At 55.4% G+C, this 10,919-nt stretch carries 7 protein-coding genes and 1 pseudogene; all 8 read left to right on the top strand.

Annotated elements, in window-relative coordinates; genetic code table 11:
- The first annotated feature begins 115 nt into the window (after positions 1-115).
- The 8 genes and pseudogenes from CXQ93_RS19185 to CXQ93_RS20495 all read left to right on the top strand — a co-directional run bounded on the left by CXQ93_RS19185 (position 116) and on the right by CXQ93_RS20495 (position 10,580).
- Complete coding sequence (locus CXQ93_RS19185) at positions 116-1,483, top strand: ParB/RepB/Spo0J family partition protein (RefSeq protein WP_104112017.1); 1,368 nt, start codon at positions 116-118, stop codon at positions 1,481-1,483.
- Complete coding sequence (locus CXQ93_RS19180) at positions 1,392-2,669, top strand: site-specific integrase (protein WP_104112016.1); 1,278 nt, start codon at positions 1,392-1,394, stop codon at positions 2,667-2,669. The genes CXQ93_RS19185 and CXQ93_RS19180 overlap by 92 nt, the downstream gene beginning before the upstream one ends.
- Complete coding sequence (locus tag CXQ93_RS19175) at positions 2,660-4,975, top strand: site-specific integrase (protein ID WP_104112015.1); 2,316 nt, start codon at positions 2,660-2,662, stop codon at positions 4,973-4,975. Before CXQ93_RS19180 ends, CXQ93_RS19175 begins: the two co-directional genes overlap by 10 nt.
- 737 nt (positions 4,976-5,712) lie before the next feature.
- A complete protein-coding gene (locus tag CXQ93_RS19170) occupies positions 5,713-6,105 on the top strand; it encodes a PadR family transcriptional regulator (protein WP_104112014.1) in 393 nt (130 codons plus the stop codon).
- Positions 6,102-7,109: a hypothetical protein gene (locus tag CXQ93_RS19165; RefSeq protein WP_104112013.1), complete on the top strand. Its 1,008-nt coding sequence runs from the start codon at positions 6,102-6,104 to the stop codon at positions 7,107-7,109. The genes CXQ93_RS19170 and CXQ93_RS19165 overlap by 4 nt, the downstream gene beginning before the upstream one ends.
- 377 nt (positions 7,110-7,486) lie before the next feature.
- Entirely contained in the window at positions 7,487-8,296 is an 810-nt protein-coding gene (locus CXQ93_RS19160) for a hypothetical protein (protein WP_104112012.1), read from the top strand.
- A 302-nt stretch (positions 8,297-8,598) separates the two neighbouring features.
- Positions 8,599-9,981 (top strand): annotated as a pseudogene (locus CXQ93_RS19155) (IS3 family transposase).
- The gene (locus tag CXQ93_RS20495) at positions 9,936-10,580 is read left to right on the top strand and encodes an LA2681 family HEPN domain-containing protein (protein WP_146073278.1); all 645 of its coding nucleotides are present in this window, start codon (positions 9,936-9,938) and stop codon (positions 10,578-10,580) included. Before CXQ93_RS19155 ends, CXQ93_RS20495 begins: the two are co-directional and overlap by 46 nt.
- Positions 10,581-10,919: the final 339 nt, after the last annotated feature.

Genomic DNA, 10,919 nt, shown 5'->3' with positions numbered 1-10,919 from the left:
AGCAAGCGAGCTTGCCAGCAACCAAAAAACAACGGGGAAAGAGAGAGAAAAGTAAGCAGCTGGCCGGGTCACACCGCCCACTCACCCCACACCTTCGCACAAGGAGCAAAGAATTATGAGCGAGAAAACACAGGAACTGGTTCAGCTTGACCCAACCACCCTGACCGTGGACACCAACGTCCGTAAAGACGCAGGACTGACCCCGGCGTTCGTGTCCAGCATCCGTGAACTGGGTGTGCTGGAACCGGTCATTGCCCACCGCAAGGCTGACGGCACCGTGCACGTGCTGATGGGCCAGCGCCGCACCCTCGCCGCCGTCGAAGCAAAGCTTGGCACCATCCCCGTGGTTGTCATCGACAGCCCCGACGAAGCCGACCGCATCATTACCCAAGTGGTGGAAAACATCCAGCGTGCCGAGTTGGGCCATGCCGATCAGGCCGATGCATTCCAGCAGCTTTCACTGCTGGGAATGCCAGCAGCCAAGATCGCCAAGAAGATGGGTCGTACCAAGGCCGATGTCGAGCAGGGCATCGCGGCCAAATCTTCCGACGCCGGAATCAAGGCCCTTGAAGAGGGCCACGATTTCGAGGTGGCGTTGATCTTCGCAGAGTTCGCGGACGACACCGACGCAACAGAAGAAATTGAATCAGTGCTGGCCGATGAACCTTCCCAGCTTCACCACGTCGCCCAGCAGCTGCGCGACAGGCGCGAAGCCGAAAAGGAACTGGCGAATGCAGTCACTGCGCACGAAGCAAAGGGCTTGGAAAATGTCGGAGAACTTGGATACTCCGACGACACCGAAATTGCGCGAGTGAACCACTTGTTGAAGGCTGACGGCACAGAAGCAACAGACGAAGACGCCAACGCCTTCGGCATCCGCAGCGCCTACCACGGGGGCACTGTCATCTTGGTAATCAAAGGATGGAAGGCATTCGGTTACACCGAGAAGTATGGCAGCAGCTCCACTACTGCCAAGGGGCCAATGAGCGAGGAACAGAAGGAGGAACGCCGGACGCTCATTGCCAACAATAAAGCCATGGAATCGGCCACCACTGTTCGCCGCGAATGGGTGAAGAACCTCCTTGCACGAAAGACCGCCCCGAAAGGATGGCAGTATTTCTCAGTTCTGTCGATGACAAATTTCTACGACATCGGTCGCAGCTACGACGGAGAGCTTGCAGCCGATTTGATGAGTGCAAAGGCCGAGAAGGAAAGCACCGGTTGGGGCTACAACCCCTTCAAGGAACATGTGGCCACCCACGAGACGCGACCCGAGTTCGCGCTGCTGGCCATGGTCATGGCCAGCTTCGAAAAGCAGATGCCCAAAGACGTTTGGCGCAACCCGAGCACGGAAGCAACGTTCTATCTCGGGAAGCTGATCGAATGGGGATATGTTGACCGGACTAAGTGGGTTAGCCTCGGACTACCAACGGACCATTGGAGTCACCGCCATGGGCACAGGCCAGCAGGATTCTGCCAATAATGTACGCACTGCAGGGAAGATCAGATCGATACAGGCTGCTCCTTACTGGCAAGTCCTGGCGCCTGATGGCAGGCCCATACTCAGCGTAGAGCGCTATCTGCATGATTTCTGGGCACGTGGAATGAGCACATCTAGCGTGGAGTCTTATGGGCGAGACCTGCTGAGATGGTTCAGATTTCTCTGGGGCTTTGATAAGGAATGGAACAAAGCAGGCCGCGACGATGTCCGGGCCTTTGTGATATCTCTGCGTGAAGCCTCAAAAGACTCACGCAGTCGGAGTCGGTCACTGCCCGCCGTCAACGATGTTTCTGGCAAGCCGTACCTAACTGATAAATACTCTCCACGAACCATCAACCACAATCTCGCGGTCCTCTTCTCGTTTTACGATTACCACCGCAGAGCGCTGACCGGACCTCTCCTCAACCCAGTGCCGGAACGAACCGGCGCCGGCGGTCGTTTCGGCGCTCAACACAATCCTGAAAATAGCTACCGCCAAGGGCCTCGGGCCGAGTACCGACAAAAAGTCCCAGTTCAGGCGCCCCGTTCCATCCCCGATAAGGCCTTCGAGGATCTTTTTGCTTTACTCGGAACAGACAGAGACCGGGCATTGGTTTCCTTCTACGTCTCCAGCGGGGCACGGCCTTCTGAGCTTGTAGGACTAACCAATGGGATGGTCGATGTTGGGCAGCAATGCATCTCAGTAATACGCAAAGGTTCCGGGGCGGTCCAACGGATCCCCGCGTCGCAAGAGGCCTTCCAATGGTTCAGGCTGTATCAGGACTCTCTGCCCGAGGAATTCACCCGGTCGGGCGTTGCCGCCTGGTGGACGCTGCGAAAGCCCTACCGGCCGCTGAACTACGAAGCGGCACGCGGCATTCTCCGTCGGATAAACACTATGTTGGGTTCCAACTGGACCCTCCACGACTTTAGACACACAGCTGCCGTTCGCCTGGCACGGGACCCCAGCGTCTCCCTCACAGACATTCAGTCTCTTCTTGGCCACGCCCACATCACCACGACCGAAACATATCTAAAACTCCGCGACGATGAAGTAATACAGCGGGTAAACCAGCACTTCGCTTCGCGCGCTGCAGCCAAAGATGCGCCGGAGACTGCCGAGGAACACCCATCCCCATATTCGGCCGCTGACATGACCGAACTGTTCGGAGGATCGAAATGGCAATAGTCCGGGACTATGTCCCCTCTCTTCCCGCCATTGAAGCACCAGCTCGGTCAGCAACTGAAACTCAAGACTCCGTCCCTCACCTTTCTTTACTGCCGCAGAGCGAACTGGTCGAACTCGCTGAGGGCCTGGACGGCGCCACCGACGTGTCGCTCCGAGGACTGAGGCTCATTTTGGAGGCATTGAGTTTGTTCGAGGGCCAGTCCTGGCAGCAGCGGTGGCAGAATGCCGGCTGCCAAGACCCGGGACATGACTGGAAAGACCGACTCGGCGACCCCTGGCAGGGCGTGTACTTGAACCGGGCCGCCTTTGAATCGGCGAATGGAATCGCTGACCTCATAGCCATGGACGTGATCAGACCAAGCTACACCTGGCTTCGAAACGCCAAGCCGCGATTCCACCGAATCCGCTTGAACAGGGAACCTGAATTCTTCGCTCGAATGACCGAACACGGAACCTCACTACAAGTCAGGCCTCCGAACTTCGATAACGGACTTACCGTCATGACAAAAGTCCTGGCACACAACGGTGTGCCGGTATATGACCTTCGCCCGGAACATCTGCTCGGATATCGGGAGTATCAGACAAACAGAGGTCAAAAGCCTGACGGGCTTACCTATGTCTGGTCAATGCTCAAAGACTTCGGGATATTCGACAACTCCATACCCGGACTACTGGAGCTCGTCGCGGTCAAGCGGCCCGATATTGATGAAATGGTCGATTCTTATGGGATCCGAAGCCAGCGGGTCCGCGACATGTTGGTACGTTATCTCAAGATCAGAGAACCCGGCGTGGACTACTCCACCCTTCGGTGGATGGTTTATGAACTGGTCAAAAACTTCTGGCTCGACATCGAAGCCCACAACCCTGAAGCCCAAAACCTTGGAATCAGTTTCGAAGAGGGCAGGGCCTGGCTCAGCCGATTCATGCAAGGCCCCCTTGTGGGCAAACACCGCACATTGTTTATTGTCAGAGGCCTCTACCTTGATATTGCTTCCTGGGCCACCGACGACGCCTACTGGGCAGAGTGGGCAGCGCCCTCCTTCCTGACCCGAGAAGATACATCCGGGGCCAACAAGAACAAGAGGCAAACCCAAGCCCGCATACATCAACGGATTCGGACTCTGAGTCCTCTGCTGCCGAAGCTCCTCATGAGCACAGCACAAGAACTGAAGGAGGCCCAGTCGCTCCTCGCCGCAGGAACAGCGGCGGAGCAAGGCCAAGAATTCGAATATCGCGGAGTCACCTACCACCGCCGGGAGATGAGTCGGAGCAGAATCAATGATCCCCGCGGCTCAGGCCGCGTATGGATCACAGGAGGTTGCTTCGAACGCCGAGTTGACCTCACCCAGCGTGAGGAAAACTGTTTCTGGAGTTGGGCGCTGATCAACACCCTAAGTGAGACCGGCGTGCGGATAGAAGAGCTTGTTGAGATCACCACACACGCCTTTTCCATCTACAGGCTCCCCGAAAGCGGCGAAGCACTGCCTCTACTCCAGATCGTTCCCTCAAAAACAGACCGAGAACGGATACTGCTCATCTCTCCGGAACTTGCTCACGTCTTTGCCCAGGTCAAGAGACGAATATCTACCCCTGACGGACGTGTACCTTTGGCCGTGCGCTACGACTCAGCTGAGCGCACTTACGGACTGCCCCTCCCCCACTTATTCCAGCTGCGCAGTGGAAGCGAACGTCGAACCATGTCATCCGAGTGGGTCAGGAAATCCATAAAGGACGCAATCAGTAGATCCGGCCTCAAAGACGAGAACGGAAATGACTACAAATTCACTCCGCATGATTTCCGAAGGCTCTTCGCCACATCCGCCTTGGCCTCCGGTCTGCCGATACACATCCTCGCCAGGCTCATGGGACATCAAAACATTGCCACAACGCAAGGCTATGCAGCCATCCACGACGAAGACACCCTCCGGCATTTCAGAAGCTTTCTCGACAGACGCAGAGCATTGCGGCCGGCAGATGACTACCTCGAACCCAGCGAGACAGAAATTCACGAATTCCACGAACACTTCAAGAAGAGAAAGGTCGAACTCGGCAGCTGCGGCAGAGCCTATGGAACACCCTGCATCCACGAACACGCCTGCATCCGATGCCCCATGCTCCGCCCAGACCCCGCGCAACGGCGTCGCCTTGAAGAACTCATTGAAGCCCTCGAGGTAAGGAAGAACGAAGCTGAGCAGCGAGGTTGGCTGGGCGAGCTGGAAGGCATAAAAATCAGCCTCAACGCTGCACGAGAAAAGCTGAGCCAGATGATGAGGCAGGTATCACTTGGAATGCCGGTTATCCCCTGATTGTGAAGGCGGGAATCCAGCCCAAAGGCAATGCAGCTACAGCTGCGGCGGCTGCACCGATACTGTTAGCTATTCGGCGCAACCACGTCGTTCGGGATCGTCAGGTTCAACAGGGAGATGCATGGAGAGTCGCGAAGGGCGCCATAAGTTTGAGCAATTGGCACGCGAAAATTAGAGATTGCTCGAGATGGATGCGGCAGCCAAGGGTTGCCATGAAGCGACTTGGCCCGATATACATCGGATTACACGAACTGATTGATTCCGGAAGTGTGGATCCCGGCAAGTGCATCAGGATGCTTCTGCATCTGTCGTCGATGCAGATAGATGCGGCATGCGATGCTTCTGATGTTAACGAAATAGAACGTGGAATGGCGTGGCCCTACGTCCCAGCCTGACACGTAGGGGGTAGCCAACTAGCGCTCGTGGGAAGTCCACTGGCGAAGTGGCTCGGCGCTAGGTTCCCAAACTGCCTGATAGTATCTCGGCCCCGAGCCAACCGCGAAAAGCGGGCTAACTCAAGCAACATGAGCACTACCGCGGTACCAGTTCGCAGCAACCCGCAGTTCGGCGTTAAGCGGTGCCAACGAAGGATGAATAGGAGCTCACTGTCGACATCGCCGCGCGCCTCCTTGGGGCATGAGAATCACGGCCGCACTCATCTATCTCTCACAAAACCCGGTAACTAGCAAAATATCCTACTAGTTGGTTTTTTGACTAGTTAATGCCATGATGAACTCATGAACGATTCTCTCTTACCCCCGGAATGGCTGCGCGGAGTGCTACCCACTTGCGCGTTAGCAATTTTGGCTTCTGGAAGTGCTCATGGGTACTACGTGGTGCAACAGCTGCAATTAGCCGGGATTGGACCGATCAAAGGTGGCGCCCTGTATCCCGTTCTTGCTCGGCTTGAACACGACGGTCTCCTGACATCGAAGTGGCAGGAAGGCGAAGGCGGGCCCGGACGTAAGGTCTACTCAATAACCGCAGCAGGTGGTGAGCAGCTCAATGAATTCCAGCACCACTGGGAGCCTTTTGCGATGAGAATAAGAGATGTTTTGATTCCGCAATCTGGTCCTCAAAAAAATATGGTTGGCCAACCCAAAAATTCTCGAACTGGAGCGCCTCAATGAACTTAAGTTCAAAAAGACAATGGTCCAACCCAGAAGACGAACAGTGGGGCCGGGAATTTGCGGAATCTCTGGCTTCAATGCCTGGCATCTCTTCCGATCTGGCCAGTGAAGCCCTCCACGATGCTCAGCTAGCCAGCGAAGAGTCTGGCTGCAGAGCTAGTGAACTTTTCGGATCGCCCGTGACATTCGCCGAGCAAATTCGTCGAGAGCGGGTGCCGGTTGAAATTCGCGCAGGAGTCGGCAACGACGGAATCACTGCTCGCGATCGACTGAAAGTCCTCTTGACGGCTACCGGCCTGACAGGTGCATCTCTGAGTATTGGGCTGTTCATCGTGAGTGGCTGGTCATTTCTTCTTACACCGTCAGGGTTATCCTTGGCTGTGGGCGGCACAGTAGCTTTGGTAGGTGCACTCTTTGGCTTCCAGCAGCGTTATGCCGGTCACGTACGCTGGGGATGGACCTGGTGGCTGGCCGGTCTTGTGGGGCTGGTTTCCTCTGCCGTTTTCGCTGCCACGGTGTCCGACCACACAGCTCTACTCCTGCTCCCAACACTTCTGCCGTTTCTAGTCTCGCTGGTGGCATTGATCATCTCGGAAGCACTATCTTATTCCCCGAAACCCGTGGCAACTTTCTCCGATCAAGCACCGGAAATATGGTTCAATCAGCTCGCAGGGATTTTACGCGGACGCTACCAACTTTCGCGAATCGAAACACAGCACCAAGTCGCCGAAGCCCAGAACTTTTGGCATGACAGTGGATGTTCTCATCCTTACGATGAATTCGGTTCACCTGAGGTTTACGCGCTAGAAATTCTTGAAGTCTCCGACAAGCCACGGCGAGCATCGCAACATAGAGAGGCCTTGCTGTATTCCATCATCGCGCTAACGTGTGTCTTCTTAGCGGTAGATACACTCGCTGCCAGCGGGTTTACATGGAGCTCATTATTTCCGCTAGGAGCTATCGGTCTCTTCGGTACCTTGTCAATTCGGACGTTGCAAAAATAATCAGAAACCAGCCAAGAAGTATCAAAGAGAACACTAGGGATGCTTTCAGATGCTTGACCTATTGAAAACGCCGCTTCCATCCCCAAGCCAGATTTTCAGCATGCAATACTCAGCCTTAAGGCTAGGTGCTACCTAGCCTTAAGGCTGGACCCTTGTACGGCGGCTGTGCCTGATAGCAAATTTTCCCTAAGCTCTTTGATCAGTATTCTCAGTAAAAGACATTTTTGCCTGAAACGTTCAATACTTAGCCCCTACTGTTAATGGCAGTCGGTTCACTCGAATCGACATCATTGCGCGGAAGCTGCTAACGCCGCTTCCTTTGGGGGTCTAAGTTGCACACGAATAATTTCTCTCTTCCTGCACGTTTTGTCCTTGGTATGGCTATCTCAACTGCTCTCATCGGAGCCGGTGCTGGGGTGGCAGCGGCGGCTCCGAACGTTAGCTTGCCGCAGCAGAATTCTCAGCTCAGCGAAACTGATCTCGGAAACAACTTAGCGACGGTTCCTGGAACGACAAAGATCATCGACAAAGATTCACGAGCCGGAGACTTTTCACTAGAACTCCCCGGCACTGAGACGAGCACCCAAGCGATCAGCCCCTCAGACATCCCAGCAACACTCTTTGAAGGCAAAGGAGCTGCTCTAGTAAATACAGAGCTTCAAGATGCCGCAATTTCAACTTTTGCCACAGCGGCCGGTAGCCAATCGATCATCAAGATTGATTCTCACAGCGCTGCCACGGATTATCGCTTCCCGCTCGAAATGCCACAGGGATCCACCGCTCAAGTCCTACAAGACGGTTCTGTAGACATTATCGGCTCTGACGGAACGTCGCTTGGCAGCGTCAGCACTCCTTGGGCTTACGACGCTAACGGCGGCACAGTTCCAACTTCCTTCACCATTGATGGAAACACACTCATCCAGACCATCCAACACACCCCCGACACCGCATATCCAGTTGTTGCAGATCCCAGCACAGCCTGGGGATGGTCACTCTGCGTTGCAAGTGTTGGAGCCCTAGTAGCCGGGAATCTCCTCATCGCATCCAAGATCACCAAACTCGGTGGAGTTGCAAAAGTCATCATCAAACTCAAAGCAGCCAAGAACGCTGACGCCAGGTACAAAGCACTCATCGCATTCTTCGGTGAGTTTACGGGAATTGGCGCAGTACTGAATAACTGTAAATAATTTAGTCAAACCAAATGGCGAGAATTCGCACTGACTCACTCGGTTAGTTGAGTCAGTTCAGCGCACAACAAGTCATGGCAAGAGCCTCGGAGGGAAAACCTTCGAGGCTCTTGCCATGTCTGACAGCCGCGTCTTAGTAGCCATGAAACAGAGCTCGACGATAGGCCGCTCTATGCCCTACGTGTCAGGCTGGGACGGTACCGCAGGGAAAGAGCAAGTCCGCTTGATCGCGTGGGGCGAGAACCAGGAAACCAGTAATCATGTCCAGCCCAGTTTTGTCTCCGATAGACCAGAATGGTCGTATAAGTAGTCCCGGACCGCGTGCCGGTGGACCAACCCCTCGAAGGTCGTTCACCCCGCGCAGAAGCTTGAATTCTTAGCCTTGTACGAGGCCGCATTGGTGAACAACGAGGCAGGGTCGTTCCTGCGCCGGGAGGGCTTGTATTCCTCTCAGATGACTGAATGGCGCCGTCAGCGTGACGCCGGCGTCCTGGCGGGGAAGAAGCCCGGTGAATCGATAGGGAAACTCTCCAAGGACCAGGCCGAGATCGCCCGTTTGCGTCGCCAGTTGGAGGTGAGTGAGGCCCGGTTGACACGCTCCGAGGCAGCCTTGGACATCATGGGAAAACTCTCGGCGTTCTTAGAGAACGCCATCGAGGAATCACCGGACGGGCTGAAGTCCAAGAAGAAATGATGGGCGCCTATCAGGGCCTGCGTGACCAAGATGTTTCCACACGGCGGGCAGCAACCCTGACTGGGATTTCACGGACCACGGTCTACCGCAAGCCGTCCCCGCCCCTGCGAACAGTGAGGGTGGAGCCAGTGAACAAGCTCAGCCCGGCTGAACGTGCCGCGGTCCTGGCCGCCTTGAACGCCCCGGAGTACGTTGATCTGGTGCCGATGCAGGTCTATGCCAAGCTCCTCGATGCAGGCGTCTATCTGGGCTCGTTGTCAACGTTTTACCGGGTGCTGGAGGAGAACAAACAGGTCAAGGAACGCCGCCGGCTGGCCAAGCACCCGCCCAGGGCTGTTCCAGAGCTTGTCGCCACCGGCCCAGGTCAGGTCATCACGTGGGATATCACCAAATTTCCGGGACCAATCAAGGGAAAGTACTACGACTGCTACATGGCCGTGGATATCCATTCACGGTTCATTGTCGGCGCCCACGTGCACGCCACCGAGTCCGGGGAACTCGCCGTGGAAATGATGAAGGAAATTTTCGGCATTCATGGCGTCCCGCACGTGCTAGACGCCGACCGCGGCACCTCGATGACGTCCAAGACCGTCGTCGCACTGCTGGCCGATTTGGAGGTCACCCAGTCCCATTCCCGAGCCCGGGTGAGCAACGATAATCCGTACAGCGAAAGCTTATTCAAGACCATGAAATATGGTCCGTTGTTCCCCGAACGTTTCTCCTGTCTGTCCGAGGCCAGGGCATCCCTGAGCGAGTTCGTGGATTGGTACAACGATCACCACCAACACTCAGGAATCGGCTTCCACACACCAGCCAACGTCCACTACGGACTGGCCGGGGAAGTCGCTGGCAACGCTCCGAAACACTCGCAGCGGCACGGGCAAAACACCTGACCCGCTTCAACAAGAACACCGATCCCAAAATTCTTGACCTACCCGGCCCGGCGTGGATCAACCAACCCAAGGAAACAACCGAAAAACAAGCCGCCTAACTCCCGCTGGTACCGACCAACTTGAAAATTTCCGGCTGGATTCTCTGTATAAGCAGCACCACGAGGACACCGGATGGTTCGCCGATACCCTTGATTATTCGCTGTATGGGGAGCCTCCGGCGATGCTGATACTTGCACAGCGAGCTAGCCTCGACCTCTTGGACAAAATAGCAGTTGCAGCGAATGAGCACTTTCAAACGGGGCTTAATCCCGGCAACATCACGTTTCGTAGCTACTGGTTCGACAACGGCTCGGGTGCCATTAGGAAGAAGCTCCCGCTGCCCGTAGACGGGCATGGAGCAGCGATCGCGCTGGCTGAACTTTCCTTCGACATTTGTCCGGAAGGACTCTATCCGGCAGCGCAAACCCTGCGAAATGCTGGCACTCATCGTTTGGTTCATTTGACCCACGGGGAGCCCACTGGGGTCACAGAGAATACACATAGCACGGTCGATTTTTTGGAGTTGATTCATGCCTGTTACGAATCCCTTAGGGTGGCACGCGCCGCCTATATCTATCTGATTGATCTGGTCAATGAGAAGGAAGCAGAGGGGACAAAGGAAGACTTGCTGAGTCTTCCCCTTCATGAGCAGATGTAGAGATTTCACCCCTCCTCTTAACAACCGCAACGTGAAGGCCCAGAGACTTCACGACTTGCCGGATGCTGGACACCGCAAATGGTCGGGTTTCGAACAACTAGTGCGTCTGAAGGGCCGCGCAATCGTTGACATTGACCTGTAGTCCGGAGAAGATACACGCCCAGCGACGTGGAAAAACTTCTGATCGCGGAGTAACAACAGCACAAAGAAAAGCACGGCACCTAGATGTTCGAAGTATCTAGGTTCCGTGCTTTTCGTCTGTCCATAATGTTACCAGTTTGAATATCCACGCCACCATCAGGTGTCGGCAGATTTCGTAATCGCGGCCGGTGCCAGAGC

Origin of the sequence: Arthrobacter sp. N199823 (genome assembly GCF_002929705.1) — a bacterium.
Taxonomy (GTDB): domain Bacteria; phylum Actinomycetota; class Actinomycetes; order Actinomycetales; family Micrococcaceae; genus Specibacter.
Note: the sequence above shows the minus strand (reverse complement) of the source record. Positions and strands in the feature narration are given on the sequence as shown.

Coding starts and splice junctions, on each gene's coding strand:
- CXQ93_RS19160 (WP_104112012.1), top strand. CDS start 7,487: ATGGCTATCTCAACTGCTCTCATCGGAGCCGGTGCTGGGGTGGCAGCG.
- CXQ93_RS19170 (WP_104112014.1), top strand. CDS start 5,713: ATGAACGATTCTCTCTTACCCCCGGAATGGCTGCGCGGAGTGCTACCC.
- CXQ93_RS19165 (WP_104112013.1), top strand. CDS start 6,102: ATGAACTTAAGTTCAAAAAGACAATGGTCCAACCCAGAAGACGAACAG.
- CXQ93_RS19180 (WP_104112016.1), top strand. CDS start 1,392: ATGTTGACCGGACTAAGTGGGTTAGCCTCGGACTACCAACGGACCATT.
- CXQ93_RS19175 (WP_104112015.1), top strand. CDS start 2,660: ATGGCAATAGTCCGGGACTATGTCCCCTCTCTTCCCGCCATTGAAGCA.
- CXQ93_RS19185 (WP_104112017.1), top strand. CDS start 116: ATGAGCGAGAAAACACAGGAACTGGTTCAGCTTGACCCAACCACCCTG.